The sequence below is a fragment of the Agrobacterium sp. SORGH_AS_0745 genome (assembly GCF_030818995.1).
Taxonomy (GTDB): domain Bacteria; phylum Pseudomonadota; class Alphaproteobacteria; order Rhizobiales; family Rhizobiaceae; genus Agrobacterium; species Agrobacterium tumefaciens.
Genome location: NZ_JAUTBI010000001.1, coordinates 1432442 through 1458064, shown reverse-complemented (window position 1 = coordinate 1458064; position 25623 = coordinate 1432442). Strand labels below are relative to the sequence as shown.

23 protein-coding genes are annotated in these 25623 nt (G+C 59.4%); 11 read left to right on the top strand and 12 right to left on the bottom strand.

Going from position 1 to position 25623, the window contains the following annotated elements; all coding sequences use genetic code 11:
• Together QE432_RS06700 and QE432_RS06695 are read left to right on the top strand one after the other, a co-directional pair.
• The gene (locus QE432_RS06700) at positions 1–1044 is read left to right on the top strand and encodes a tartrate dehydrogenase (protein ID WP_065687789.1); all 1044 of its coding nucleotides are present in this window, start codon (positions 1–3) and stop codon (positions 1042–1044) included.
• 15 nt (positions 1045–1059) lie between these two features.
• Entirely contained in the window at positions 1060–2517 is a 1458-nt protein-coding gene (locus QE432_RS06695; protein WP_065687790.1) for an NAD-dependent succinate-semialdehyde dehydrogenase, read from the top strand.
• A 269-nt stretch (positions 2518–2786) separates the two neighbouring features.
• Here the strand turns inward: QE432_RS06695 and QE432_RS06690 are convergent, their stop codons facing one another.
• Together QE432_RS06690 and QE432_RS06685 are read right to left on the bottom strand one after the other, a co-directional pair.
• Positions 2787–4061: an NAD(P)/FAD-dependent oxidoreductase gene (locus QE432_RS06690; protein ID WP_065687791.1), complete on the bottom strand. Its 1275-nt coding sequence runs from the start codon at positions 4059–4061 to the stop codon at positions 2787–2789.
• A gap of 14 nt (positions 4062–4075) precedes the next feature.
• A complete protein-coding gene (locus tag QE432_RS06685) occupies positions 4076–4744 on the bottom strand; it encodes a haloacid dehalogenase type II (RefSeq protein ID WP_003511068.1) in 669 nt (222 codons plus the stop codon).
• A 324-nt stretch (positions 4745–5068) separates the two neighbouring features.
• Here QE432_RS06685 and QE432_RS06680 point away from each other — a divergent pair, with 324 nt between their 5' ends.
• The 7 genes from QE432_RS06680 (at position 5069) to QE432_RS06650 (ending at position 13617) form a co-directional block, all read left to right on the top strand.
• Positions 5069–5905: a GNAT family N-acetyltransferase gene (locus QE432_RS06680; protein WP_065687792.1), complete on the top strand. Its 837-nt coding sequence runs from the start codon at positions 5069–5071 to the stop codon at positions 5903–5905.
• 14 nt (positions 5906–5919) lie between these two features.
• Positions 5920–7293 carry an aspartate aminotransferase family protein gene (locus QE432_RS06675; protein ID WP_025595551.1) on the top strand — a complete coding sequence of 458 codons (1374 nt, stop codon included), beginning with the start codon at positions 5920–5922 and terminating at the stop codon, positions 7291–7293.
• Between the two features lie 256 nt (positions 7294–7549).
• Entirely contained in the window at positions 7550–8263 is a 714-nt protein-coding gene (locus tag QE432_RS06670; RefSeq protein ID WP_065687793.1) for an HAD-IA family hydrolase, read from the top strand.
• 88 nt (positions 8264–8351) lie between these two features.
• Positions 8352–9962 (top strand): ABC transporter substrate-binding protein, encoded by a 1611-nt coding sequence (locus QE432_RS06665; RefSeq protein ID WP_013761652.1) that lies wholly within the window; start codon positions 8352–8354, stop codon positions 9960–9962.
• Positions 9963–10160: 198 nt separating this feature from the next.
• A complete protein-coding gene (locus tag QE432_RS06660; RefSeq protein ID WP_003511075.1) occupies positions 10161–11111 on the top strand; it encodes an ABC transporter permease in 951 nt (316 codons plus the stop codon).
• Positions 11111–11962, top strand: a complete 852-nt coding sequence (locus QE432_RS06655; protein WP_013761653.1) for an ABC transporter permease — start codon at positions 11111–11113, stop codon at positions 11960–11962. Before QE432_RS06660 ends, QE432_RS06655 begins: the two co-directional genes overlap by 1 nt.
• Positions 11962–13617, top strand: a complete 1656-nt coding sequence (locus tag QE432_RS06650; protein ID WP_065659592.1) for an ABC transporter ATP-binding protein — start codon at positions 11962–11964, stop codon at positions 13615–13617. Before QE432_RS06655 ends, QE432_RS06650 begins: the two co-directional genes overlap by 1 nt.
• Before the next feature lie 103 nt (positions 13618–13720).
• Here QE432_RS06650 and QE432_RS06645 read toward each other — a convergent pair whose 3' ends face one another.
• Positions 13721–14197 carry an Lrp/AsnC family transcriptional regulator gene (locus tag QE432_RS06645; protein ID WP_013761655.1) on the bottom strand — a complete coding sequence of 159 codons (477 nt, stop codon included), beginning with the start codon at positions 14195–14197 and terminating at the stop codon, positions 13721–13723.
• A 231-nt stretch (positions 14198–14428) separates the two neighbouring features.
• Here QE432_RS06645 and QE432_RS06640 point away from each other — a divergent pair, with 231 nt between their 5' ends.
• Complete coding sequence (locus tag QE432_RS06640; protein ID WP_060642327.1) at positions 14429–15754, top strand: NAD(P)/FAD-dependent oxidoreductase; 1326 nt, start codon at positions 14429–14431, stop codon at positions 15752–15754.
• An 87-nt stretch (positions 15755–15841) separates the two neighbouring features.
• On the opposite strand, the gene QE432_RS06635 is transcribed toward QE432_RS06640, so the two are convergent.
• The 8 genes from QE432_RS06635 to QE432_RS06605 all read right to left on the bottom strand — a co-directional run bounded on the left by QE432_RS06635 (position 15842) and on the right by QE432_RS06605 (position 23917).
• Entirely contained in the window at positions 15842–16777 is a 936-nt protein-coding gene (locus QE432_RS06635; protein WP_035199520.1) for an ABC transporter substrate-binding protein, read from the bottom strand.
• 133 nt (positions 16778–16910) lie between these two features.
• Positions 16911–17849, bottom strand: coding sequence for an ABC transporter substrate-binding protein (locus QE432_RS06630; RefSeq protein WP_065662550.1), 939 nt, complete (start codon positions 17847–17849; stop codon positions 16911–16913).
• Between the two features lie 25 nt (positions 17850–17874).
• Positions 17875–18069 carry a hypothetical protein gene (locus QE432_RS26615; protein ID WP_373465108.1) on the bottom strand — a complete coding sequence of 65 codons (195 nt, stop codon included), beginning with the start codon at positions 18067–18069 and terminating at the stop codon, positions 17875–17877.
• The gene (locus QE432_RS06625; RefSeq protein ID WP_373465107.1) at positions 18014–19681 is read right to left on the bottom strand and encodes an amino acid ABC transporter permease/ATP-binding protein; all 1668 of its coding nucleotides are present in this window, start codon (positions 19679–19681) and stop codon (positions 18014–18016) included. The genes QE432_RS26615 and QE432_RS06625 overlap by 56 nt, the downstream gene beginning before the upstream one ends.
• Positions 19682–19694: 13 nt before the next feature.
• Positions 19695–20252, bottom strand: a complete 558-nt coding sequence (locus QE432_RS06620; RefSeq protein ID WP_003511088.1) for a GNAT family N-acetyltransferase — start codon at positions 20250–20252, stop codon at positions 19695–19697.
• Positions 20253–20275: 23 nt separating this feature from the next.
• The gene (locus QE432_RS06615) at positions 20276–21463 is read right to left on the bottom strand and encodes a M20 aminoacylase family protein (RefSeq protein WP_013761660.1); all 1188 of its coding nucleotides are present in this window, start codon (positions 21461–21463) and stop codon (positions 20276–20278) included.
• An 85-nt stretch (positions 21464–21548) separates the two neighbouring features.
• Complete coding sequence (locus QE432_RS06610; protein WP_065687795.1) at positions 21549–22889, bottom strand: LLM class flavin-dependent oxidoreductase; 1341 nt, start codon at positions 22887–22889, stop codon at positions 21549–21551.
• Between the two features lie 23 nt (positions 22890–22912).
• Positions 22913–23917 (bottom strand): LLM class flavin-dependent oxidoreductase, encoded by a 1005-nt coding sequence (locus tag QE432_RS06605; protein WP_065687796.1) that lies wholly within the window; start codon positions 23915–23917, stop codon positions 22913–22915.
• A gap of 304 nt (positions 23918–24221) precedes the next feature.
• Between QE432_RS06605 and QE432_RS06600 the strand changes: the two genes are divergently transcribed.
• A complete protein-coding gene (locus tag QE432_RS06600) occupies positions 24222–24671 on the top strand; it encodes an RrF2 family transcriptional regulator (RefSeq protein ID WP_003511094.1) in 450 nt (149 codons plus the stop codon).
• A gap of 7 nt (positions 24672–24678) precedes the next feature.
• Here the strand turns inward: QE432_RS06600 and QE432_RS06595 are convergent, their stop codons facing one another.
• Complete coding sequence (locus tag QE432_RS06595) at positions 24679–25623, bottom strand: acyl-CoA dehydrogenase family protein (RefSeq protein ID WP_065687797.1); 945 nt, start codon at positions 25621–25623, stop codon at positions 24679–24681.

Genomic DNA, 25623 nt, shown 5'->3' with positions numbered 1-25623 from the left:
TTGAAAACGCATCGCATCGCACTCATTCCCGGAGACGGCATCGGCAAAAGCGTGACTGATGCCGCCTGGCAGGTTCTCAACACCGCAGCAAAAAGCTCCGGTTTTGCGCTTGAAGGCACCGAATTCCCCTGGTCCTGCGCCTTCTACAAGGAGACCGGCGCGATGATGCCGAAGGATGGCATCGAGACCCTGCGCGGCTTCGACGCCATTCTGCTGGGCGCGGTCGGCTGGCCAGCGGAGGTGCCGGATTCGGTATCGTTGCACGGCCTGCTTCTGCCGATCCGCAAGGCATTTGTGCAATACGCCAATATCCGCCCGCACCGGCTTCTGCCCGGCGTGCAGGGACCGTTGAAAGCGGATGGATTCGACATTCTCTGCATCCGCGAAAATACCGAAGGTGAATATTCCGGTGCCGGCGGACGAGTCCATCAGGGCACCGAAGACGAGGTCGCTGTCGAAACCTCCATCTTCACCCGCAAGGGCGTGGAACGCATCCTGCGCTTCGGCTTCGAGCAGGCGCAAAAGCGTCGCGGCAAGTTGGCTTCCGTCACCAAATCCAACGCCCAGAAATATTCGATGGTGTTCTGGGACGAGGTGACGCAAAAGCTCGCCGCCGAATATCCGGATGTTGAAGTTTCCAGTTATCATATCGACGCCATGGCGGCGCGCATGGTGATGGCACCGGAAAGCCTTGATGTCGTGGTCGCCTCAAACCTCTTCGGCGATATCCTGACCGATCTCGGCGCAGCCATTCAGGGCGGCCTCGGTTTTGCCGCCTCCGCCAATATCAATCCCAACCGCACGGCACCCTCCATGTTCGAGCCGGTGCACGGTTCGGCCCCTGACATCGCCCATCTCGGCATTGCCAACCCCATCGCCGCCATCTGGTCCGGCGCCATGATGCTGGAGCATCTGGGTGAGGCGGATACGGCCAGGCGGGTCATGGCGGCGCTGGAAAAGGCGACCGGCCAGGGCATTGGCACCGTGCCGGGCAAGGACAAGACAGACGTAATAACTGCCGCAGTTCTTGCGGCTCTCGACTGATTTCGGAGACAGATAATGCAGGGCTTGAAGGACAAGGAACTCTTTCGCCAAATGGGTTTGATTGGCGGGGAATGGAAAGCGGCCGCATCAGGCAAGACGGTCGACGTGATCGACCCGGCGACGCAGGCGGTGATCGGCACCGTGCCGGATATGGGCAGCGTGGAAACCCGCGCGGCCATCGAAGCCGCCAACGCTGCCTTCGGGCCGTGGAAAAAGAAAACGCACGCGGAGCGCGCGACGCTTCTGGAAAAATGGTTCGCGTTGATGATCGAACACATCGACGATCTCGGCCTGATGTTGACCATCGAACAGGGCAAGCCATTCGAAGAGGCCAAGGGGGAAATCCGTTACGGAGCATCCTTCGTCAAGTGGTTTGCGGAAGAAGGCCGACGCATCAGCGGCGGCACCATTCCCTCCCCGACGCCGGATCGCCGTATCGTAGTGCTGAAGGAGCCAGTCGGTGTCTGCGGCATCATCACACCGTGGAATTTCCCGAACGCCATGATCACCCGCAAGGTCGCACCTGCATTGGCGGCTGGCTGCACCGTGGTCATCAAGCCCTCGGAATTCACGCCCTATTCGGCCCTAGCGCTCGGAGTTCTCGCCGAACGTGCAGGCATTCCGGCTGGCGTCATCAACATCGTCACCGGCATGCCGACGGAGATCGGCAACGAGATCATGGCCAATGAGACGGTGCGGAAAATTTCCTTCACAGGCTCTACCCGTGTCGGTTCGCTGTTGATGCGCGGTGCGGCCGACAGTGTAAAACGACTGTCGCTGGAACTCGGCGGCAATGCCCCTTTCATCGTATTCGACGATGCAGATCTCGATCTCGCCATCGAAGGCGCGCTCGTTTCGAAATTCCGCAATGGCGGTCAGACCTGCGTCTGCGCCAACCGCATTCTCGTTCAGGCGAGCGTTTACGATGCGTTTGCGAAAAAACTGGCTGATCGCGTCGATGCCATGCGTGTCGGACCCGGAACGGAGCTAGGTGTTTCCATCGGTCCGATGATCAACGAGCCGGCAATCGCCAAAATCCGCGCGCATATCGATGACGCCGTTTCCAAGGGCGCCGAGATCATTACCAAGCCTCATGATCTGCCTGAAGGTTCGCAATATACCGCACCGGTGGTGCTGACGGGCGCAACAACCGCCATGCGGCTGGCGAGCGAAGAGACCTTCGGGCCAGTCGCCCCGCTCTTCCGCTTCGAGACGGAAGAGGAGGCGATTGCGATCGCCAACGGTACGCCCTTCGGCCTTGCCGCCTACTTCTACACTGAAAGCCTCAAACGCGCCTGGCGCGTGGGCGAGGCGCTGGAGTTCGGCATGGTCGGCCTCAATACCGGCGCGATCTCCACCGAAGTCGCCCCCTTCGGCGGCGTCAAGCAATCCGGCCTCGGCCGCGAAGGCGCACAGGTCGGCATCGAGGAATATCTGGAAATGAAGACGTTCCACATCGGTGGACTTGCCTGAAGACTGTTTCTTTCTCCCCGCCTAAAGGGCCGCTCTGCGGCCCTTCTTTTTTGGTGCTAAATTGAAAAGCAGCATTCCCAGGGGTGGAAGAAAAATCCGGAGGCATGAATTGGTTTGGCAAAGCCACGGCATTCACGTGTCGCGACCTCCGAATAGATCCGGGGTCCAGCGCGATCACGTCATTGATCGTAAAAGACTATTCACCGTGCAGGAGCGCAGTGGCTGGATGCCAGATCAAGTCCGGCATGATGAAGAAATGAACTAACGCGCTACTGAATCTTATCCAGCATCTTGTAATAAAGCCCCACCAAGGGAAGAAACCAGGGCTTGCCGAAATGGCCAGGCACCGCCGGCCAGTCCATCCCCTTCAGCGGGTTGTTGTCCGGGCGGCCCAGAATGGCGTCAGCCATGATCATGCCCAGATGGGTGGAAAGCTGGGCGCCGTGGCCGGAATAGCCCATGGCGTACCAGACGCCATCATGGAAACCGGCGCGGGGATAACGGTCCTTGGTCATATCAACCAGTCCGCCCCAGCAATAATCGATAGGCACATGCGCAAGCTGCGGGAATATGCGGTGCAGGCTATCCATCAGGATCGCGCCACTTTTGGCATCCGAACGCTGGTCCGATGTCGTGGAAAAGCGCGCGCGGCCGCCGAAGATCAACCGGTTGTCCGGTGCAAGGCGGAAATAATTGCCGATATTCATGGTGTTGACGTAGGTGCGGTTACCCGGGACGGACGCCTTGATCTCGGCATCCGTCAACGGCCGCGTGGCGATGATGAAACTGCCGACCGCGATGATGCGGCGGCGGAAATAGCCGAAACCGGAGGGCGTGTAGGCGCCGGTTGCCACCAGAACATTATCGGCAGTGACCTTGCCGCGCGTCGTTTCCAGCGTGTGTGTCTTGCCGTTCTGAGAATGTTTCGTCACCGCCGCATTTTCGAAGATGACCGCACCATGGCGGCTGGCGGCCTGCGCAAGGCCGGCCACATAGCGGCCCATATGCATCATGGCGCTCTTCTTGGACAGCATGGCGCCATAAAAGGGAGAGCCGATTTCCGCCTTGAGATCGTCAACCGACAGAAGCGCCGTGTCGGGATCCACCTCGGCATGAACAGCCTCGAAATTCTTCGCCAGACTTTCGAAATGCTGCGGTTTCGAAGCCATTTTCAGCTTGCCGGCGCGGCGGAAATTACAGTCGATCCCTTCCACGGCGATCAGGCTTTCCAGCGTGTCGATCGAGGCATCCAGCGCCTTGTAGAGCGCGATGGCGCGCTCCTTGCCGAGTTCCGCCTTGGCGGAGAGGTAGGAGTGGGCCAGCCCGTTGTTGAGGTGGCCGCCATTGCGCCCGGAAGCACCCCAGCCGACGCGCTGTCCTTCAAGAACAACCACGCGCGCGCCCGCTTTTGCCAGCTGGCGCGCAGCACCCAGACCCGTGAAGCCGCCACCAATGACGGCCACATCGTAATGGCCTTCGACAGGACCTTGCGCCGCCCCCGCAAACAGGGGCGCCGTGTCGTGCCAATAGGAGACGAGCTTCATGATCCGGTCCTTCCTTACAGTCCAACGACGCCCGCGAGACCGGAAATATCGGAGATCTCCGTATAACCGTAATAGGGGTTTGCCGGTTCGTGGCCGCGGTTGACCCAGACCTTGTTCTTGATGCCGAGATCGTGCGCGGACATCAGGTCGTAGCGGAAGGAGGACGACACGTGCAGAATATCTTCCGGGCCGCAGCCGAGCATGTCGAACAAATATTCGAAAGCCTTGAAATGCGGCTTGTAGGCCTGCGCCTGTTCGGCGGTATAGACAGCATGGAACGGCGCGCCAAGCTTTGCCACATTCGACATGATCTGCGAATTCATGGCGTTAGACAGAATGACCAGCGGAATTTCCTTGGCAACCTTCGCCAGACCGGCCGGAACGTCCGCATGCGGACCCCATGTCGGAACGCGCTCATACACCATTACCGCATCTTCGTCCTTGAAGGCCACACCGTTGCGCTTGCAGGTGCGCGACAGGGCGTTATGGACAACTTCGGCGTAAGGCTTCCAGTCATGCATGACCTCGTCCAGGCGATAGGCAGAGAAGTCCTTGATGAATTGCTGCATCTCGGCCTCGCCCAGACGATCACCATAGAGATCGCGGGCAGCTTCTGCCATCTGGAAATGAATCAGCGTACCGTGGCAATCGAAAGTGATGTATTTCGGGCGGAAGATGGTCATGTCGTCGTCGTCCTTGCTTGGGGATGGGTGGTGGCTGCAATAACAAGATCATAGAGGCCTTTGCCCGGTCGACGCACTGCAATTGCTATTCGCGAAAGCAGATTGTTGCGTATGCGGCCGCCAGTTTGGCAGAGAGTTGCGTGCGACAAAACCGGAAGCCGCCGCCCACCCCCGTTCTGCGGATGGAAGCAGATGATGTGCGGCATAAGATGCGGCGGCGGGTAAAAGCAACAGTGAAACATATCGAACCTTGCCATTCGTCGGGACAATGTTCTTTTGCCGCCGGTCTATCAATGAACATGAAGAATAAAACGGAGTTGGGCCATGCAAGCCAGCCTCATCGATATCCAGAAATTTGAGCCGCAACACCTCGATGCCGCCGTCGAGCTTTCCCGCCAGGCCGGTTGGCCACACCGCCGGGAAGACTGGGCGCTCGTCCTTTCACTGAGCAAGGGTTTCGTCGCTATCGAAAACGGTCGCGTCGTCGGAACCGCAATGGCCACGCTTCTCGGAGACACCTGCGCCACCGTCAACATGGTGATCGTGGACGAGGCCATGCGCGGCCGTGGTCTCGGACGCAAGCTGATGCAGGCGGTCGTCGATGCTGCGGAAAATCGCGAGTGCCGTCTGACCGCCACCGCTGAAGGCCTCCCCCTATATGAGAAGATGGGGTTCGTCGCATGCGGCGAGGTGCGTCAGCACCAGGGAATTCCTACGGCCGCCGATAAGCCCGATAACGTGGCATGGGCAGAAACGATTGTACCGGCCGAGCTTGCCGCACTCGACGCGCAGGCATTCGGTGCGGATCGTACGGCACTCTTTACCGAGCTTGCGGATAGGGCACGGTTTGCGGTGGTTCAACAGCATGGCGCCATCATGGGCTTTGCAGGCCTTCGCGCCTTTGGCCGTGGTGAAGTCATCGGCCCGATTGTCGCGGAAACTGCTGAAATCGCAAAGGATTTGATTGCCTTCGTCGTTTCCGAGCGCCCCGGCGCATTCCTGCGCGTAGACACCACCACCGAGACGGGCCTCGGTCCCTGGCTTGCCGAATACGGTCTTGCCCATGTCGGTGGCGGCATCGCCATGCGCCGGCCGAAGGCGGAAACCTCTGCCGACAAAAAACTGAAAACATTCGCGTTGACCAGCCAGGCGCTGGGCTGAATCCGGAGAGACCCATGTTAAGCAATTCACTGATCGAGCTCGACCGCGCCCATCTGGTGCACCCTGTCTCTTCCTTCCGCGGCCATGAAAAGCTTGGCGTTCGCGTGCTGAAATCGGCAAAGGGTGCCACGATTACCGACATGACCGGCCACCAGCTGATCGACGGTTTTGCCGGCCTCTGGTGCGTCAATGCAGGCTATGGCCATGACAGCATCGTGGAAGCGGCGGCAAAGCAGATGCGTGAACTGCCCTATGCCACTGCCTATTTCGACATTGGCAGCGAACCCGCCATTCGCCTGGCCTCCGAACTCGCCGACCGCGCGCCCGGCGAACTCAACCACGTCTATTTCACGCTTGGCGGATCCGACGCGGTGGACAGCACCATCCGCTTCATCCGCTATTACTGGCACGCCAAAGGCCAGCCGCAGCGCGACCAGTTCATTTCCATCGAACAGGGTTATCACGGCTCCACCACCGCCGGTTCAGGCCTGACTGCGCTGCCTGCCTTCCATGCAGGTTTCGGCGTGCCTTACGACTGGCAGCACAAAATTCCGTCTCACTATGCCTATCGCAATCCGGTCGGCAGCGACCCCGCCGCCATCATCGCCTCTTCCCTGCAAATCCTGAAGGACAAGATCGAGGCTATCGGCCCGGAGCGGGTCGCCGCCTTTTATGCAGAGCCCATTCAGGGCTCCGGTGGCGTTCTGGTGCCGCCGCCTGGCTGGATCAAGGCCATGCGAGAACTCTGCCGTTCCTACGGCATTCTCTTCGTTGCCGACGAAGTTATTACCGGCTTCGGCCGCACGGGACCACTGTTTGCCTGTGCCGACGAAGATATCGTGCCGGACTTCATCACGGCCGCCAAGGGTCTGACTTCGGGCTATGTGCCGATGGGCGCCGTCTTCATGGCCGACCATGTTTATGATACAATAGCCGACTTCGCTGGCGATGCCGCGGTCGGGCACGGTTATACCTATTCCGCCCATCCCGTCAGTGCCGCCGTTGGTCTCGAAGTGCTGAAACTTTACGAGGGCGGGCTGCTGGAAAACGGCCGGCGCGCCGGTCAGCGGCTGATGGCCGGGCTGGAAGGATTGAGAAGCCATCCGCTGGTTGGCGATGTGCGCGGCCGGGGTATGCTCGCCGCTATCGAACTCGTGACCGACAAAGAGAAGAAAACTCCGCTGCCGGCTGCAGCGGCCCCTGCACGCAAGGTTTTTGACCGCGCCTGGGAAAACGGCCTCATCGTGCGCGCCTTCGCCAACGGCATCCTCGGCTACGCGCCGCCGCTGTGTTGCACCGATGACGAGATCGACGCCATTATAGAGCGGACGCGGAAAACCCTCGACCAGACGCTCGAGGACCCGGCAGTGCGGGCCGCCATGGCCTGAGGCGAACAGTGGATGGCGTTGCGGCACCTTCTCGAAATGTCGCAACGCCGCACATATTCGCAATATTCTGCCGAAGACCCGATCCTTTTCGGAGAATCCGGCGCGCTGGAACTGCCAAACTATCAACAGAAAAAGCACTAAACGCCATAAAAAAGGGCGTTAGCAAGAATGGGAACGGGGCAAGGATCCCGTCCGGGAACAGAATAAAATGCCGCAGCCTTCCCAATGGCTCTGCGCGGCAAAGCGGAGACCGACATTGCCCAAGAAACTGAGCGACTTCAAATATATGAGCTTCGACGTGGTGGGAACTCTCATCGATTTCGAAGGTGGCTTGAAATCGACCCTGATCCAGATCGGCGCTGAAAACGGCGTTGAGGTCGACGGTGAAAAGGCGCTCGGCCTTTACCGCGCGGCGCGTTACTCCGACGCCACCGATCTGTTTCCGGACGATCTCGTCCGCGTCTACCTGATCATCGCTCCGGAACTCGGTTTGCCGGCGGAGCGCGCTCTGGGTGAGCGCCTGCGCGACGCGGCAAAAAACTGGAAAGGCTTTGAAGACAGTCGCGCCGCGATGGCCGAGCTTGCAAAGACGCATCGTCTCATTGCCATGACCAACGCCCAGCGCTGGGCCTTCGAGTATTTCTCGAAGGAACTCGGTAGTCCCTTTTACGCCGCTTTCACAGCGGATGATACCGGCACGGAAAAGCCGGATCCCGCATTCTTCGAGAAGGTTTTCGCCTTCGTTGAAAGCGAAGGCGCATCGAAGGACGACATTCTGCACGTTGCGCAGAGCCAGTACCACGATATCGGCATTTCACGGAAACTCGGGATGACCAATTGCTGGATAGAGCGCCGCCACGCCCAGAAGGGATATGGCGGCACCATCGAGCCGGAGAACTTTACCGAACCGGACTACCACTTCACCTCGATGGCCGGCCTTGCCGAGGCCACGAGACACTCGGGCCGCTGAAGCGCCTGCGGCATGACGCGCACTCGGGCGTGGATGCCGAAAATTACTGCAGATGCCATTTCAACAAATCATACAAAAGGGGAAGACCATGAGTGACAGGATTACAAATTGGACCCGCTCTGACGATGCCGCCGTTGAACAGGCTATCCGTCGCGGCGCGACGCGGCGAGAGCTGCTTCACATGATGCTGGCCGGCGGCGTAGCACTTTCCGCCGGTTCGGCCATTCTCGGCCGCGCCTCGCAGGCTCTGGCGGCCACTCCCGTTTCCGGCGGCACGCTGAAGGCGGCCGGATGGTCCTCCTCCACGGCCGACACGCTCGACCCCGCAAAAGCCTCGCTTTCGACGGATTACGTTCGTTGCTGCGCGCTCTATAACCGGCTGAGCTTCCTCGATGTTTCCGGCACGCCCCAGATGGAGCTGGCCGAATCCATCGAAACGAAGGACGCCAAGACCTGGACCGTGAAGCTGCGTTCCGGCGTCACCTTCCATGACGGCAAGGCACTGACCGCCGATGACGTGGTCTATTCGCTGAAGCGTCACCTTGACCCGGCCGTCGGTTCGAAGGTCGCCAAGATCGCCGCCCAGATGACCGGCTTCAAGGCGATCGACAAGAGCACCGTCGAGATCACGCTGGCAAACGCGAATGCAGACCTGCCGGCCATCCTGGCATTGCATCACTTCATGATCGTTGCCGATGGCGCGACCGATTTCTCCAAGGGGAACGGCACCGGTGCCTTCAAGCTGGAGAAATTCGAACCCGGCGTCCGCTCGATCATGTCGAAAAACACCAATTACTGGAAACAGGGTGGTCCGCACGTCGATAGCTTCGAATTTTTCGCGATTGCCGAAGACAATGCCCGCGTTAACGCCCTCATTTCGGGCGATATCCACCTCGCAGCGGCTATCAATCCGCGTTCGCTGCGCCTGCTCGACAAGCAGGAAGGCATCGTTCTGTCAAAGGGAACGTCCGGCAACTACACCAACCTCAATATGCGGCTGGACCAGACGCCCGGCAACAATGCCGATTTCATCGCCGGCATGAAGTCGATCGTCAACCGCGAGCAGATCGTGAAGGCGGCTTTGCGTGGCCTCGGCGAAGTCGGTAACGACCAGCCCGTGCCGCCAATGAGTCCCTACCACAATCCGGACCTCAAGCCGAAGGCCTTCGATCCTGATAAGGCGAAGTTCCACTTTGAAAAAGCGGGTCTTATCGGTCAGTCCATCCCGGTCATCACCTCAGATGCTGCAAATTCTGCCGTGGACATGGCGATGATCATCCAGGCGTCGGCCGCAGAAATCGGTGTAAAGCTGGATGTGCAGCGCGTTCCCTCGGACGGTTACTGGAGCAATTACTGGCTCAAGGCGCCTATTCACTTCGGCAACATCAACCCGCGCCCGACCCCGGATATTCTGTTCTCGCTGCTTTACGCCTCCGACGCGCCGTGGAACGAAAGCCAGTACAAGTCGCCGAAGTTCGACAAGATGATGCTCGAAGCACGCGGCATGCTGGACATGGACAAGCGCAAGCAGATCTACTTCGAAATGGAAAAGATGATCGCCGACGAAGCCGGCACCATCATTCCCGCCTATATCACCAATGTCGACGCCATCACCTCCAAGCTGAAGGGTCTGGAAGCCAATCCGCTCGGCGGCATGATGGGTTACGCGTTTGCTGAATACGTCTGGCTCGAAGCCTGATAGACCAAGGGGCCGGGCGCCGACGCGCCCGGCAACCTTTCCGCCGGTGCGGGAAGCCTCCACAGCTGGAGCGACACTTTGAAAAACAAGCGGTTTTCGCCTGATATCTCGCTCCAGCCATATAATTTGGATCATGACGATTTCAGGTCGATCGGGCCTGAAATCATCATGATCCAGGCAGGTCGCAGGAGCATGTAAATGAACAGCCGGATACTCTCCCTTATCGCCAGGCGGCTGGTCGTCATGCTGACGACGCTGCTTATCGTATCGTTTATCGTCTTTTCCGCCACCAGCCTGCTGCCCGGCGACACGGCAACGATCCTTCTTGGCCAGTCGGCAACGCCGGAGGCCGTGGCCGGTCTGCGCACCGCCATGCATCTCGACGACCCGGCCCTTCTGCGTTTTGTCCGCTGGCTTTTTGGCCTGCTGCACGGCGAACTTGGCACGTCCTACGCCAACAATATGGCGATCGCCGACCTCATAGGCCCACGTTTCGTCAACTCCATGAAGCTTGCCGGCATCACCACTGTTATCGCCGTGCCGCTGGCCCTGACGCTCGGCATCAGCTCCGCCATGCTGCGTGGAACGCTTTATGATCGCGCCGTCACCATCCTGACCATCGGTGTCATTTCCGTGCCGGAATTCATGATCGCGACGCTCGCGGTTCTGCTGTTCGCCGTATATCTGAAGTGGCTGCCAGCCCTGTCGCTGGTCAGCGAGGTGCATACCGTGTTCGATGTGCTGCGGGTTTACGCCATGCCGGTCATCACGCTCACCTTCGTCGTGTCGGCACAGATGATCCGCATGAGCCGCGCCGCCGTCATCGAGACGCTCGATACGCCTTATGTGGAAATGGCGCTCCTGAAGGGCGCACCGCGCATGCGCATCGTCCTGCGCCACGCACTTCCCAATGCGCTTGGCCCCATCGTCAATGCGGTTGCTTTGTCGCTTTCCTATCTCGTCGGCGGCGTCATCATCGTTGAGACTATCTTCAATTATCCAGGCATCGCCAAGCTGATGGTTGATGGCGTCGCGACCCGTGATCTGCCACTGATCCAGAGCTGCGCAATGATTTTCTGCGTCGGTTATCTCCTCCTCATCACAACCGCCGATATCATCGCCATCATGTCCAATCCGAGGCTGCGCTGATGACCGACAATATCAAAACAACTTCGGGGACCTCGCGTTTGGGTTACAAAATCAACGTCGTCGGCGTTTTCGGCTTTCTCGTCATTTTTCTCTGGGCCATGGTTGCGATCTTTGCGCCCTATCTCATCCCGCATCCCGTCGGTGAAATCGTCGATCTCGATTATTTCGGTCCGATGACCTCCGATCTCTGGCTCGGCTCCGACTATCTCGGCCGCGACGTGTTTTCCCGCATTCTCATGGGCGCGCGTTTCACGGTCGGCATCTCGCTTGCCGCCGTAACGATCGCCTGCGTGTCGGGCGTCGTTCTCGGCATGAGCGCTGCCGTGGTCGGCGGCTGGTTCGATGCGGCACTCAGCCGTTTTCTCGATGCGGTGAACTCCATTCCAAGCAAGCTTTTCGGACTTGTGGTTGTCGCTGCCGTTGGCTCCTCCATTCCTGTGCTGATCGTCACCCTGTCGGTTATCTATACGCCCGGCGCCTATCGCTTTGCCCGGGCGCTCGCCGTCAATGTCAACACCATGGATTTCGTCACCGTGGCCCGCGTGCGCGGCGAGAGCCTCTTGCACCTTATCAGCTCCGAAATCCTGCCCAACATCATCCGTCCCGTGCTGGCCGATCTCGGCGTGCGCTTTGTGTTCATCGTGCTGCTTCTGTCGGGCCTTTCCTTTCTCGGTCTTGGCCTGCAGCCGCCGAATGCAGACTGGGGTGCGCTGGTGCGTGAAAACATCGGCGGCCTGCCCTTTGCCGCGCCAGCCGTGATCTTTCCGTCGTTGGCGATTGCCAGCCTGACGATCAGCGTCAATCTGCTGATCGACAATCTGCCGCAGAAAATCCGCGACAGGAGCGAATAATGACAAATCTTGTTGAAATCCGTGGACTTAAAGTCGAGGCGACTACCGATTCCGGCCGCCGCATCCAAATCATCAGGGGTGTAGACATCGATATCGCCGATGGCGAGATTGTCGCATTGATCGGCGAAAGCGGCTCCGGCAAGACGACCATTGCACTGACATTGATGGGATATGCCCGTCCAGGCTGCCGTATTTCCGGCGGCAGCGTCACGGTGGCAGGCCGCGACATGGTACAGCTTTCCGAAATGGAACGGGCGAAGATCCGCGGTACGAAAATCTCCTACGTCCCTCAAAGCGCCGCAGCCGCCTTCAATCCGGCGCAAAAGATTATCGACCAGGTCATAGAGGTCACCCGCATCCACGATCTGATGCCGCCGCAGGAGGCGCGCCAAAGAGCGGTGGAACTGTTCAAGGCATTGTCGCTGCCCAATCCCGAAACCATCGGCGACCGTTATCCGCACCAGGTTTCCGGCGGCCAGCTTCAGCGTCTCTCCGCCGCCATGGCGCTGATCGGCAACCCGGACCTGGTCATTTTCGACGAACCGACCACAGCACTCGACGTGACGACACAGATCGAGGTTCTCCGCGCTTTCAAATCAGCGATGCGCAAGGGCGGTATCGGCGGCGTTTATGTTTCGCACGATCTCGCAGTCGTCGCCCAGATTGCCGATCGGATCGTGGTGCTGAAAGGCGGCGAGATACAGGAAACCGGCACGACCACGGATATTCTCGAGAATGCACAGCATCCTTATACGCGGGAGTTGCTCACCGCGTTTAACGACAAGGTACGCACCGTAGCGCCGCTAAAACAAAGTGACGCGAAGCCGCTGCTGGATATCGAGAAGCTGATCGCCGGATATGGAACGAAAGGCGAAGACCATATGCCGCTGGTGCGTGCGGTCGATTCCGTCAGCCTTGCAGTCTATCCCGGACGCAATCTCGGCATCATCGGCGAATCCGGTTGCGGAAAATCGACGCTGGCGCGCGCCATTGCCGGCATTCTGCCCGCCGCCAGCGGTCATGTCATCTTCGAAGGTCGGCAGTTGGACGCCGATGCCCGCCAACGCACCAGCGATCAATTGCGCCGCATGCAGATCGTCTTCCAATATGCCGATACGGCGCTCAACCCGGCCAAATCCATCGAGGATATTCTCGGCCGGCCGCTGACCTTTTATCACGGCATGAGAGGCAAGGCGCGCGACGCCCGGATCGACCAGTTGCTGGATATGGTGAAGCTGCCGCGCTCGGTTCGCCACCGCCATCCTTCCGGCCTATCGGGCGGACAGAAGCAACGCGTCAACTTCGCCCGCGCGCTCGCAGCAGAACCGTCGCTCATCATTTGCGATGAAATTACCTCGGCGCTTGATACGGTCGTCGCAGCCGCGATCATCGACCTGCTCGGCGAACTCCAGCGAGAGCTGAACCTCTCCTACATCTTCATCAGCCACGATCTCTCTGTGGTGGAAACCATCTGCGACGAAATCGTCGTGATGTATGGCGGGCAGAAAGTGGAGCATCTGGCAACGGAAGCGATCAAGTCGCCGACCCATCCCTATTCGAAGCTCCTGTTCTCCTCGGTACCGAAGCTCGACCCGAAATGGCTCGACAATCTTCAGCAGGATGCAGAGTTGGTGCGGGCATTTTCCAAGAGGTGACAACATCAGTTTCGTCATCCTCGGGCTCGTCCCCAGGATGACGTTGAGTATGAAGCGACGCGTCTCGACATTCTGGCGCCCCTGCAAAGGGACGTCTTCCACCTCAAAGCGGAAACAGGCTGGTCAGCGGCATATGCGATTTGATGATCGGAGATTTCAGCACAACGAAGCTGAAATATTTGTCGATACCGACATCCATGTCCGTCAGCCGCTCCATGATCGACTGATATTCGACGATGCCGGAGGTGACGAATTTCAGGAGGTAATCGTAACCGCCTGAAACGAGGTGGCATTCTACCACCTGATCGATCTTTTCTATAACGCCGAGAAAACGGGCGAAGTCGATCTGGCGGTGGTTCTTGAGCGTGATCTCGGTGAATACCGTCAGCGTCTGGCCGAGCTTGTTGATGTTGATCTGTGCCGAATAACCTTCGATATAGCCCTCGGCCTGAAGCTTCTTGACGCGCATCAGGCAGGGGCTTGGCGAGAGATTGACAAGCTCCGCCAGCTCGACATTGGTGATGCGACCATTTTTCTGGAGTTCGTAAAGGATCTTGATGTCGATCCGGTCAAGTTTCATCACGTGCGGAACCCCTTTTATATTTTTTCGTGCACGCGGCATAAAATTCTGACGCGGCCATGGAAATCTTATCACATGAGCGTGCCCTGTCGACGCGGGGATGTTTTTTTCATCCAGCATAAAGAGTTGCAGACATGGCTACGAACAGCAGGAGATTCCGGCAATCGGCGCAGTCTGGCAGCGTTTACCCGGCGACCACGGTAAATTAGGACGAATACAAGGAGCCCCACCATGCCTGCGCCGCTGCAACAGATCACGACATCACCGGAACTGCCGAAATCGGCGGACGCCGTCATTATTGGCGGCGGTATCGTCGGCGTGTTCGCAGCCTATTACCTCGCCCGGCGTGGCCTGAAAGTGGCTCTTGTCGAAAAAGGTCTTGTTGGCGCGGAGCAATCCAGCCGCAACTGGGGTTGGTGCCGGCAGCAGAACCGAGACGCCCGCGAATTGCCGATTTCAACGCAGAGCCTGACGCTCTGGGAACGGTTTGCCGCAGAAAGCGGCGAAGACACCGGTTTCCGCCGCTGCGGATTGTTCTACCTGAGCGACAACGAAGCTGAAATTGCCGGCTGGGCGCGCTGGCGCGACTTTGCCATCACCGCAGGCGTGACGACGCATATGTTGAGCGCGGATGAGGCGAGCAACCGCGGACGCGCGACTGGGAAACGCTGGAAAGGTGGCGTCTTTTCGCCAACGGACGGCACCGCCGATCCCTCGATGGCGGCGCCGGCCGTCGCGCGTGCCCTCATGAAACTGGGCGGAACGGTGCACCAGAATTGCGCCGCGCGCGGTCTGGAAACGGAAGGTGGTCGCGTTAGCGCCGTCGTTACCGAAAAAGGCACGATCCGCACCAAAACCGCCATCATGTCCGGCGGCGCCTGGGCCTCGTCCTTCTGCCGCCAGCTCGGAATTCGTTTTCCGCAAGCCGCTGTCCGCTCCTCAATCCTGTCCGTCACAGCAGGTGCGGAAGGACTGCCGGATGCGCTGCATACAAAAGCCGTTTCTGTAACACGCCGGAGCAACGGTGGTTACACGCTCGCCATCAGCGGCCTCGGTCGCATCGACCCGACCGCGCAGCAAATGCGGTTTGCACGCGAATTCGTTCCGATGTTCCTCAAGCGCTGGCGCAGCCTGCGACCGGGTGGATTGGAAGGGATTCGCGGTGGGCACGAAACGCTGAAACACTGGCGGCTCGATGCGCCGACGCCGATGGAGCGGGTTCGTATTCTCGATCCGAAACCGAATGCCGCCGCCATCCGTGAGACCCACAAAAGGGCGCTGGAACTTCTGCCTGCACTCCGCAAAACCCAGATATCCGCTGCCTGGGCCGGCTTCATCGACAGCACGCCGGATGGTGTGCCCGCCATCGGCGAGACCAGCGAATTGCCCGGCTTCATCCTCGCCGCCGGTTTCAGCGGCCACGGTTTCGGCATCGGCCCCGGCGCTGGCCACCTGATCGCCGATATCGTGACGGGTTCAACCCCGATCGTTGACCCGGCCCCGTATCATCCCAGCCGTTTCCTTGACTCGTCATGGGGCAAGGTCGCGGATTTCTGATTGTTCTGCGCAGGCCAACAGACAAATAAAACAGCACCCGCAGGCATGACCTGCAGGTGCTGCCGTCCACCGCATTTATTCGACCGGTCAGCTTTTCGGCAGGCCGGGTGGGTTGGTTCTCGATTCCGGCAAGGCCTCTTCCGAAAGCTGCCAGCGTTCCAGTATCTTCGCGTAAGCGCCGCTCTTGATCAGATCGTTGGTGGCGAGCGTCAGCGCATCGGCCAATCCCGAACCCTTGCGGGTGGTGATGGCGACATCCGAACGTTCCGGCCAGCCGGCGGAGAGTGTTCCGACACGTTTGATGGTCTTGTCACGCGCGGCGATGAAGACCAGCTGCGCATGCGGCTGGACGATCACATCGGCCCGCCCGGCAGAAAGCGCGACAAGCCGGGTGGCCTCGTCGTCATAATATTGCAGCTCGAGCGGCTTTAAACCGGCGGCTACATTCTCGTCATTCCATTTCAGCAGAATACGCTCCTGATTGGTGCCAGCGCCGACGATGATCTTCAGGCCCGCCGCATCCTTCGGCTCATTTATGGCGGTGATGCCGCTGTCGGACTTCACGAAAAAGCCGTGCAGGCCCTGACGATAGGTGGAGAAGTCGAACTTCTCCTTGCGCTGCTCGGTCACCCCGACATTGGAGATGACAGCATCGTATTTGCCGGAGGCAAGCCCCAGCGGCCAGTCGGCCCAGGCGACAGCAACCAGCTCAAGCTCAAGGCCGAGACTATCAGCCACCGCAAGCGCATAGTCCGGATCGGCACCCACCACGGTCTTGGCGTCCGTCGCATAGGTCGCGAGCGGTGGTCCGCCAGGTGCAACCGCGACCGTGAGTTTGCCCGGGGTGATGAACTTGAAATCTTTCGGGATGGCGGCAATCGCTGCGGGGTCTTTTTCTACCCTGATCCGGCCAGGCTGGTCTGGCGAAAGATCGAAGACATCAGTTGCGAAAGCCGACCCGAAAGCGGCGATAGAGAGAAAAACGCCGAACGTGACTGTGGCAAGACGAGAGGTGAGTGCCATTCTGGCTCCCCGATAAAATGGATTGCGGGACGGAGGTAGCGCGGACGGGAGGAGGCCCGCGCTACCGGCTGAGTGATGTCCCACCTTCAACTCAGCTTTGTGGAAACTCAGCTTTCTGGCAGCAAACCAGCACTCAGCTCTTGGGCAGACCGGGCGGATTGGTCCGGGATTCGGTGATGGCTTCCGAACCGAGGTTCCAGCGGGCGAGAACCTTGCCGTAATTGCCGTTCTTGATCTGGGCGTTCAGTGCCGCCGTGATGGCTGCGGCAATTCCGGCATCCTTTTTGGAGGCAACGGCGATTTCCGCCGCTTCGGGCCAACCGCCGGAGAAGGTGCCAACGAGCTTGGTCTTCTTCTGGCTTGCTGCCTGGAAGGCTGACGTCGCATTGGGGCCAAGATAGGCGTCCGCGCGGCCGGATTGCAGGGCGACATCGAGCACGGCCTGATCGTCGTAATATTGCACATCGGTGTCGGCCAGACCCTTGGCCTTGTTGTCCTTGATCCATTTCAGCAGGATCTGCTCCTGATTGGTGGCAGCGCCGACGATAACCTTCAACCCGGCAACATCCTCGGGCTTGCTGATGCTCGTCACCTTGCTGTTGCTGCCCACGTAAAAGCCGAGCAGGTCGTTGCGGTAGCTGGAGAAGTCGAATTTTTCCTTACGGGCTTCCGTCACCGTGATGTTGGAGGTGACGGCATCATATTTGCCGGAGGTGAGGCCCAGCGGCCAATCGGCCCAGGCGATGGGAACTAGCTGAAGTTCAAGGCCAAGACTGTCAGCAACCAGCTGGGCGATATCCGGCTCCACGCCAATAGGCGTTTTTGTATCGCTGGCATAATCGACCAGCGGCAGCCGAAACGGCACGGTCGCGACCGTCAACTTTCCATCCGCGACGAACTTGTGGCCAGCGGGCAGAAGCTTGATCGCTTCTTCCACCTTCTCGGCGCGCACTCGCCCCTTCTGCTCCGGCGACAGGTCGATTTCCTGCGCATGCGCAGCCGGTATCAGCGCGGTGGTAGCGGTGAAAAGACCGCCTGCAAGCAACGACAATAATTTCGATGAAAAAGCCATGCGAGTGTTTCCTTTGTTGTTTTGATTAGAGAACTTTTGCGAGGAATTCGGCGGTGCGGGGATGTTCCGGGCTGTTGAACACCTGGTCCGGCGTGCCTGTTTCGATGATGCGGCCCTGTTCCATGAAGACGACCCTGTCGGAGACTTCACGGGCAAAACCGATTTCATGGGTAACGATGATGAGCGTGACGCCGGAGCGCGGAAAGCTCCTTGATAACATCAAGCACTTCGTTGACGAGTTCAGGATCGAGCGCGGATGTCGGCTCATCGAACAGCAACACCTTCGGCCGCAACGCCAGCGCCCGGGCGATCGCCACGCGTTGCTGCTGACCGCCGGAAAGCTGACGGGGATAAGCGCCAGCTTTTTCGGCAAGGCCGACGCGAGCCAGAAGATCGCGCGCCTCGGTCTGCGCCTGCTCTTTCGATATGCCACGAACGGCTATGGGTGCTTCGATGATGTTTTCAAGCGCGGTCAGATGCGGGAACAGGTTGAAGCTCTGAAACACCATGCCCACTTCGGCGCGGCGCTTGAGGATTTCCCGTTCCTTCAGCTCATAAAGCGTATCGCCCTTTTGACGATAACCGACCAATTCACCGTCTATGGCGATAAAACCGTCATCGACACGCTCGAGATGGTTGATGGAGCGCAGCAATGTGGACTTGCCGGAGCCGGATTGGCCGAGAATGGTGGTAACACTGCCTGCCGGAATGGAAAGGCTGATATCATCAAGCACCTTCAGCGACCCGAAGGATTTCGAAACGCCATGAATATTGACCGACCCGCCACGATTTCCGAGCTGAAAGCTCACGGCACGGGCAGGCACCGAACGCTCGGGCCTTACGGCTGTCGTGGCCACCGTTTCCACGGCTTCAGGCAAGGGTTTGCGCGGCAGGAAGGTGCGGTAAATCGTGGCGAACAGTGACGACGGCGGATTGCGCAGTGCACCGCGTGAAAAATGCCGCTCGATATGGTGCTGCACGATCGAAAGCGCCGTCAGTATCACCAGATACCAGACGGTCGCGACCATCAGCAGCGGGATCACTTCCAGATTTCGGCGATAGATGATCTGGATCGTGTAGAACAGCTCCGGCAGGGCAAGGATATAGACCTGCGAAGTCCCCTTGGCGAGGCCGATGATGTCGTTGAAGGCGGTGGGCAAGATGGAGCGCATCGCCTGCGGCAGAACAATGCGGGACGCCTGCCGCCGCCGGGGAAGGCCGAGTGCTGCGGCAGCCTCAAGCTGCCCCTGATCAACCGAGAGAATGCCGCCACGGACGATTTCGGATGCGAAGGCGGCCTGATTGAGCGTCAGCCCCAGAACGGCGGCCGCAAACGGCGTCATCAGCTGCGTGGTATTCCAGCTGAAGAAGTTGATGCCCGTATAGGGCACACCGATCGTCACGGTCTCATAGAGATAACCGAGGTTGTTGAGGATCAGCAAAAGCACGATCAGCGGAATGGATCGAAAAATCCAGATATAGGTCCAGGATACGGCAACCAGCAGTGGCGAGCGTGAAACGCGGGCAAGCGCCAGCAGCGTTCCCAGCGCGAAGCCGAGCACCGCACCGAGCGCGGTCAGCAGCAGCGTCCGTCCTAAGCCGACCAACACCGGTTCAGCGAAAAACCATTCCGCAAAGACATCCCAGCCCCAGCGCGGATTGCCGAAAACGGAATGCAGAACGGCCGCAATGATGAGTACGGAGAAGACTGTTCCCACGGTCCGCAAGGGGTAGCGGGCCGGCACGATGCGGAAATGGGAATACCCACCCTTGATCGGTTCACCCTTCTGGTCGTTCAATGCAACATGCGGAAAATCAGAGGCTATCGTCATCTGAAAAAGCCTTTCACGGGTGGGCCGGGGAAGAATGCGGCCGGGCCGCCGGTATCGAAGCGCCTTCCGCAACGGAGGCGGAGGCGCTATCGGCAAGCCATTTTTCGAAAGGCAGCGACCTGATCGTTTCAGGATCGGCCGACGTATCGAACAACGCGCGATAACCGTTGGTGAGATATAGGCCGACCGCTTCCGGCTGGCGGAAGCCCGTGGTCAGATAGACACGGGCGTAACCCTGCCGGATCGCCTGCCGCTCCAGCTCCTGAAGAACTATTTTGGCAAGCCCCTGCCGGCGGTGGGCCGAATGGGTCCAGACCCGCTTGAACTCGGCGGTTTCCTCGTCGTAGCGCATGAAAGCACCGCCGGCGATCGCCTTGCCGCCACGCAAGAGCAGCAGGAAATTGCCCGACGGCGGGCTGAAAGCCTCCGGCGGATATTTGTTAAGTTCCGCCTTGGCGCCTTCCGCGTTGAAATATGTGCCGTAGCGGCTGTCATATTCGAACAGCAACTCCTCCAGAAGCGGGGTTGCGAGCGGATCCTTGACCGATGTGTAGAGAAAACTGTCGCTCATCTCATTGTCCTAAACTCGTTGCATCAGGAGAGGTATGCTTCGGCCAGACGCACCCAGAAGCGTGCCGCAGGCGCAATGATCGCATCGTTGAAATCGTAGTGAGGGCTGTGCAGTGGCGCGCTGTCGCCATTGCCGACGAAGAGATAGGAGCCCGGCCGCTCCAGAAGCATGAAGGCGAAATCCTCGCTCGCCGTTCGCGGCTGAAAGCCTTCGGCAACCTGTTCGGCTGGAAAATGCCGTTTGGCGACGTCGCGGGCAAAAGCTGTCTGCCTGATGTGATTGATGACGGGCGGGAAGCCACGGGAGTAGGTGACATCGGCGCTTGCGCCGAAGCTTTCCGCCTGTGCTTTGGCAAGGGCGGGAAGCCGCTCCTCCAGTCTGTCGCGCACGGCGGGCGAAAAGGCCCGCGCGGTAATCTGCAGTTCGACACTCTCGGGAATGACGTTGGAAGCAGTTCCGCCATGGATGGAGCCTACCGTCAGCACCGCCATGTCTCGCGGGTCGACATTGCGCGAGACGATGCTCTGCAAGGCGGTGACGAAGCTTGCCGAGGCAAGAACCGGATCAACCGTTTCATGCGGCGCCGCCCCGTGCCCGCCCTTGCCGATGATCCGAACCTTCGCCTTGTCGACGGAGGCCATGGCAGGCCCTTCGACAAAGCCGAATTGTCCGGTTTCGACACCCGGCCAATTGTGCAGTCCGAACACGGCATCGACGGGAAACCGCTCGAAAAGCCTGTCCTTTATCATCGCTCTAGCACCCGCACCGATTTCCTCGGCTGGCTGGAAAATCAGCGTCAGCGTGCCGGAAAAACTCGATGTTTCAGCTAGATAACGGGCAGCGGCGAGCAGGATAGTCGTGTGACCGTCATGACCGCAGGCATGCATGACGCCCTGTGTCTGGCTGGCATAGGCAAGACCGGTTTCCTCGACGATGGGCAGGGCGTCGATATCGGCGCGGATACCCAGACGCTTGTCACCATGACCACGTTTCAACGTGGCGACGACGCCATGGCCCCCGACACCCTCGGTTACCTCATATCCGAAGGAGAGGAGGTAACGGGCAACGAGCGCCGCCGTGCGCTTTTCCCCAAGAGAAAGCTCCGGATGTCGGTGAAGATCGTGCCGGATGGCGATGCTTTCCTCGATGAAGGCAAGGATTCCCCGTTCGGCGTCGTCCTGCGGACGCGCACCGTCAATGCGGATATTCATGGTTCTGGTCTCCTGCGCTGCGCTTTACCCGCACAGCACCTTGAAATTCTCTCCGGGCGGCAATGGCTGCCGCCCGACCCCGCTTTTATGCGATCGCCTTGCTGGAACCGCTTTCAGCGTGGGAATAGATGCTGTCCTTGAAAGGCAGGCCGAGATGCTCACGCAGCGTCCTGCCTTCCAGATGCGGTTCGAAATATCCGCGCCGTTGCAGCACCGGTATGACGAGGCGGATGAAATCATCCAGCCCTTCGGCAATCACCGGGAAGCCCAGAATGAAACCGTCGGCCGCATCGTGCTCCACCCAGCGGATGATCTCGTCCGCCACCTTGTCCGGAGTTCCGATGAAACCTTCGCGCGGGGTCGCCGCCTCCAGTGCCGCTTCGCGCAACGTCTGGTTTTTTTCCTTCGCACGGCGCTTGATGCGGTCGGTCGTCGAACGGAAGCTGTTCTTGCCGATCTCGCCAAGTTCGGGGAAAGGCTCATCCAGCGGATAGACACTGAAGTCGTGGTGGTCGAAGAAACGGCCGAGATAGGCGAGCGCATCCTCGATGGTGATGAGGTTGCGGATGATGTTGTATTTCGCTTCCGCCTCCTCCTGCGTCTCGCCCACAATCGGCCCGATGCCAGGGAAAATCTTCACGTCGGCTGCGGATCTGCCCTGCGCGACAGCACTCTGCTTCACGCGCTTGAGGAATGTTTGGTTTTCCTCGAGCGATGCAGAATTAGTAAAAACGGCGTCGGCATGTTTGCCCGCAAGCCCGATACCGGCATCCGAAGACCCCGCCTGGAAAATCACCGGCTGCCCCTGCGGCGAACGCTGGATGTTCAGCGGACCTTCCACCTGGAAGAAGCGACCCTTGTGGCCGAGCGTGTGGAGTTTTTGCCTGTCGAAGAACTGTCCCGTCTCGCGGTTACGCACGAAGGCATCGTCGTCCCAGCTGTCCCACAGGCCCTTGATCACCTCCAGATATTCATCGGCGATCTCGTAACGCAGCGCATGTTCGGGATGGTTGCGGCTGTAGTTCCTCGCCGTACCTTCGAGTGGCGTCGTTACTGCATTCCAGCCGGCCCTGCCACCGCTCAAAAGATCAAGCGAGGCGAACTGGCGCGCAATGGTGAAGGGCTCGCTGTAGGAGGTCGAAACCGTGCCGGCAAGACCGATCTTCGAGGTGACGGAGGCGAGCGCCGAAAGGATGGTCAAAGGCTCGAACCGGTTGAGGAAATGCGGAATGGACTTGTCGTTGATGTAAAGCCCGTCGGCAACGAAGGCGAAGGCGATGCCGGCGGCTTCTGCCTTCAGCGCGTTCTTCCTGAAGAAATCGAAGTTGACGCTGGCATCAACAAGGCTTTTCGGGTGCCGCCAGGCGTTCATGTGCCCGCCGGGGCCCTGGAGCATGATGCCGAAACGGATTGTCTTTTTCGTCATGTCATTTCCTCCTGAGGACAAGTTCACGCGGCCCTGGAAAGGCGGTGTGTGGCCAGCAATTCGATCGAGGCGAGCCTCTGATCGGCCCCCACATGCGGCGGCTCCACGATGAATTCCTCGATACCGTGCTCATCGGAAAGCGCACGCAGCGCCTTGTGAATATCGTCCGGCCCGCCATGCAGGACGTTGGGCTTACGCTCCTCGATGCGATAATCGGTATCGCCGGACTGGCGGGCGAATTCTTCCGCCTGTTCACGGCGGCCAAGGTTGAACGCCTTGCCGTCGCTGAGGAACACCCGGTAGATGCGCTGACCTTCCACCTGACGCGCCGCATGGTCGGGATCACTGGCGGCAAAGACGGAGAGGGCAAGGATCGGCGCCCTGCCGCCGCTCTCCTCACGGAAAGCCGAGAGGCTGCTGCGAAGAACCTCCGGATCACCATTGAGGTGGCCGGCAAAGACGAAATTCCATCCTTTGGAAGCTGCAAGCCTTGCGCTTTCCGGGCTGGCACCGAGCAGAAACCGTTCCACCGCAACCGGCGGCACCGGTGTTGCCTGCAACCCGGCCTGCGCATGCCCCTGCGGCGCGGCACCGGAGAGAAACGTGGTAAGTTCACCAAAAGCCGTTTCGAAATCCGGCTTGCGGGCGGGATCATAGGCCTGCTGTAGGGCAGACGTCGCAAGCGGCAGCCCGCCCGGTGTCTTGCCGACGCCGAGATCGACCCGACCGGGGGCGAGCGACGACAACACGTTGAAAACCTCGGCGACCTTGTAGGGGCTGTAATGCTGCAGCATCACGCCGCCCGAGCCGACGCGGATACGAGAGGTCTTCGCCAGAATCCATGCAACCAGCGCTTCCGGCGCGGAACCGGCAAGCTCCGGCGAATTGTGATGTTCTGCCACCCAGAATCGACGATAGCCCAGTTCTTCGGCGCGTTTGGCGAGATTGATCGTGTCGCGGAACGCGCTTGCCGCGTTCTCACCCGTTGGAACAGGGCTCTTGTCCAGCAAACTGAGAGTATACATCATCACCTCGCACGTCTTTTGATGCATACTTTGTCTACTGTTTTTATATAGTAATAAAGGACGTTCGTTCCACGTTGCGACGCGATCAGAGAAAATATTATTTCCCGCTATGGTTTCGGCAGGCGTCTTTGGCAAAGCAATCCGAAACGATGAGGAAACAGGGCGAAAAACGATGGTGTAAAGCCGCTTTGTGCATCGAGCCGGGACGAAACGGACTTGCGCGGGAATTCGGTAAAAACTACTTAGTAAGTTGAGAACACCATAACCCGGCACTCAGAAGGTGCTGGCCCTCTTTGCGGATCATGCGATGTTGACCAAAAAAGGCAAATACGGACTGAAGGCTCTTGTCGATCTGGCGCGGTTGCCCCAGGGCGAGACCGCCTTTGTGACCGAGATTGCAACCCGCAACAATATTCCGAAAAAATTTCTGGATACTATTCTTCTGGAACTGCGCAACAGCGGCATTCTGCGTTCCAAGAAGGGACCGAATGGCGGTTATTCGCTGTCGAAAATGCCATCGGAAATCATGATCGGGCAGGTCATCCGCACGCTGGACGGGCCCTTGGCACCCATCCGCTGTGCCAGCCGCACCGCTTTTGAAGCCTGCGACGACTGCGACGATCCCGAGACCTGTCAGGTCAGGGTTTCGATGACGGACGTGCGGGACGCCATCGCAACAATCCTGGACAATATGACGCTCGCACAATTCGTGGCAAAAGGCGGACAAGACGCGCAATTTATTCCGGCAGGCGAATAAGCGCGGTTTACTGCCGGCGCAGATCGTCTCCCAGGGTCGCAATCAGCCCGGATTCGCTTGCACCATCGATAAGTCCGAGACGGGCCATTAGAATTTCCAGCGTGATGGCATTGTTGCGGACAGAGCGAAAGGTCACGCTTTCCGCCCCCACCTGCGCCGCATCGATATTGGCCGCGAGGCGGGAAATCTGTGCCTTCAGCAATTCGATTGCGAGAAATATTTCGCCGATAAGGGGGCGCGCATCACCTTCCTCGGCCAATCTGTCAATCAGCAACGCTGAAAGCTCACGCTGTTTCTCACCCAGAGCCACGGCGGCCTTCAGAAGGATGAAAACGGAGGCTGCCAGATTTCCAGCGCCCTGCGCAAGAAACGCGACCTGATCGGCGCGCAGCAGGCCGTCCCATGATGTATCCGGGCGATTGCGAAGAACAACGAGCACGGCCTGCCCTGCCGCGTTGACTGCCGGGACAACGATCCAGTCTGCATCTGAGGTAACAGATCGGGCAATGTCATCGGGCAGCCGCAAGCCATAGTCGTCGCCAGTCAACAGAACCGCCTGATCCACGCCGGCGTCAGATGAGGCAAGCGCAAAAGTCTCACCAAGATCGAGGCGGGCGAAGAGGGTTTTGCGCTGCTCTTCGCTACCGGCGTTCCTGATGAATTCGAGCGCCGTGAAGTGTTCGGCAAGCGCATGCGCCGCCTCCGCATCCGCCGCGGAAATAATCGAGAGAGCTTGCGAGAGAACGTCGTTAGTGATGTCCGCCCCGCCCAGATCGTTTGGAACGGAGAGGGCGAGAAGGCCGGAACGGGCAATCCGCGCGTGGATTTGTGCGGCACTTTCCACCGCGCATTTTTCGGCAATCGTCCGGGCAACGGTCAGTACATCCCCATCCGCGCCGAGACGCGGGGACACGAAACGAATTCTTTCGCCGAGCGGCGTGACAGATCCCAT

Excerpts from the sequence above, each read along its gene's own strand:
- QE432_RS06600 (WP_003511094.1), top strand. The coding sequence starts at position 24,222 with ATGTTGACCAAAAAAGGCAAATACGGACTGAAGGCTCTTGTCGATCTG.
- QE432_RS06635 (WP_035199520.1), bottom strand. The coding sequence starts at position 16,777 with ATGGCACTCACCTCTCGTCTTGCCACAGTCACGTTCGGCGTTTTTCTC.
- QE432_RS06660 (WP_003511075.1), top strand. The coding sequence starts at position 10,161 with ATGAACAGCCGGATACTCTCCCTTATCGCCAGGCGGCTGGTCGTCATG.
- QE432_RS06625 (WP_373465107.1), bottom strand. The coding sequence starts at position 19,681 with ATGACGATAGCCTCTGATTTTCCGCATGTTGCATTGAACGACCAGAAG.
- QE432_RS06630 (WP_065662550.1), bottom strand. The coding sequence starts at position 17,849 with ATGGCTTTTTCATCGAAATTATTGTCGTTGCTTGCAGGCGGTCTTTTC.
- QE432_RS06655 (WP_013761653.1), top strand. The coding sequence starts at position 11,111 with ATGACCGACAATATCAAAACAACTTCGGGGACCTCGCGTTTGGGTTAC.
- QE432_RS06695 (WP_065687790.1), top strand. The coding sequence starts at position 1,060 with ATGCAGGGCTTGAAGGACAAGGAACTCTTTCGCCAAATGGGTTTGATT.
- QE432_RS06675 (WP_025595551.1), top strand. The coding sequence starts at position 5,920 with ATGTTAAGCAATTCACTGATCGAGCTCGACCGCGCCCATCTGGTGCAC.
- QE432_RS26615 (WP_373465108.1), bottom strand. The coding sequence starts at position 18,069 with ATGTTATCAAGGAGCTTTCCGCGCTCCGGCGTCACGCTCATCATCGTT.
- QE432_RS06615 (WP_013761660.1), bottom strand. The coding sequence starts at position 21,463 with ATGAATATCCGCATTGACGGTGCGCGTCCGCAGGACGACGCCGAACGG.
- QE432_RS06665 (WP_013761652.1), top strand. The coding sequence starts at position 8,352 with ATGAGTGACAGGATTACAAATTGGACCCGCTCTGACGATGCCGCCGTT.
- QE432_RS06650 (WP_065659592.1), top strand. The coding sequence starts at position 11,962 with ATGACAAATCTTGTTGAAATCCGTGGACTTAAAGTCGAGGCGACTACC.
- QE432_RS06685 (WP_003511068.1), bottom strand. The coding sequence starts at position 4,744 with ATGACCATCTTCCGCCCGAAATACATCACTTTCGATTGCCACGGTACG.
- QE432_RS06680 (WP_065687792.1), top strand. The coding sequence starts at position 5,069 with ATGCAAGCCAGCCTCATCGATATCCAGAAATTTGAGCCGCAACACCTC.
- QE432_RS06645 (WP_013761655.1), bottom strand. The coding sequence starts at position 14,197 with ATGAAACTTGACCGGATCGACATCAAGATCCTTTACGAACTCCAGAAA.
- QE432_RS06595 (WP_065687797.1), bottom strand. The coding sequence starts at position 25,623 with ATGGGATCTGTCACGCCGCTCGGCGAAAGAATTCGTTTCGTGTCCCCG.
- QE432_RS06620 (WP_003511088.1), bottom strand. The coding sequence starts at position 20,252 with ATGAGCGACAGTTTTCTCTACACATCGGTCAAGGATCCGCTCGCAACC.
- QE432_RS06690 (WP_065687791.1), bottom strand. The coding sequence starts at position 4,061 with ATGAAGCTCGTCTCCTATTGGCACGACACGGCGCCCCTGTTTGCGGGG.
- QE432_RS06640 (WP_060642327.1), top strand. The coding sequence starts at position 14,429 with ATGCCTGCGCCGCTGCAACAGATCACGACATCACCGGAACTGCCGAAA.
- QE432_RS06610 (WP_065687795.1), bottom strand. The coding sequence starts at position 22,889 with ATGACGAAAAAGACAATCCGTTTCGGCATCATGCTCCAGGGCCCCGGC.
- QE432_RS06605 (WP_065687796.1), bottom strand. The coding sequence starts at position 23,917 with ATGATGTATACTCTCAGTTTGCTGGACAAGAGCCCTGTTCCAACGGGT.